The organism is Haloarcula sp. H-GB5, from assembly GCF_054850705.1.
In genome coordinates this window covers 1-932 of record NZ_JBTWBG010000028.1, presented here as the reverse complement: position 1 = coordinate 932, position 932 = coordinate 1, and the positions used below count along the sequence as shown (strand labels likewise).

Below are 932 nucleotides of genomic sequence, written 5' to 3'. Positions count from 1 at the left end.
TACGGTCGTCGTTCGCTAAGAATCGCTCCTGTGAGCGGGCCAGCGCTGCCGACGCGAGGTTCGGCATCCGAACGCCCAGACAAATCCGCGCGGCCTCGACGAGCGAGTCCCCAGAAATCACTTCGCTGTCAACGACTGGTGTGTCCGTCGACGGAAGCACCCGTCGGGCAGTCGTTCGTATCTCTGCTGGAAGACTGTCGATCTCGACTGGTTCAGGACAGAGCTGGCCGTCGACGCCGTACCGGATTCGCTTCTTCGAGATGAGCGGGTAGCGGTAGGTGATGGCCCCGACCAACGTGTCCTGAAAGTACAGCCCGTGGTGGGTGAGGTTGACCGACGGCAGCGACCCCATATAAGAGTGATGCGCCTCGTAGACGGCGGCTGCGGTCTCTCTGTCGATTGGCTCGACGGCGACATGATCGGCAAATCGAATCCCGAGAGGTGCCGTGAACGGGTCACCGTTGGCGTGAATCGGACAGGAACACTCCCCTGTGTCTGCTGGCGGGCGATGCTGGAACGACTGTGTTCGCGTCGATGCTGAGTGTGTGGACATCCTCGCACCCGCCAGAGGAACAGAAAATCGCTATCGAGTTACCACGGGGTGATCACAATGCCTGCGTCTGGACCTTCGATATACACTGGTTCGCATCCTCGGTAGAAGATCGTGAACCGCTCAGGCTGATACGCAGGATGCTTCGCAAGCGTTGCGATTGCACGGCTCACGTCGGCTGGCGGGAACTGGGGGTCACCTGACCGGAAGGCAAGGCGACCAGACTGGAGTACGTCCCACGACTGGAACTGGTAGTCAGCTGGGGGAGTGAACGTTTCTCGGGCTGTTGCGACAAGATACTCAGCACCGTCGACAACCTGTGCGGCTATCGGATAGCGGGCAGACTCCGGACGCACGGTGATAGCTCCATCGAGCGCGGGGG

The 932-nt window shown here is 60.7% G+C and carries 2 protein-coding genes; both read right to left on the bottom strand.

Annotated features, from left to right (window positions below):
* On the bottom strand, positions 1–553 hold a 553-nt coding region (locus tag ACYJ11_RS21365; protein WP_461649395.1), incomplete at its 3' end, for a hypothetical protein.
* Positions 554–591: 38 nt separating this feature from the next.
* The coding region (locus ACYJ11_RS21360) for a hypothetical protein (protein ID WP_461649394.1) at positions 592–932 on the bottom strand (341 nt) is incomplete at its 5' end.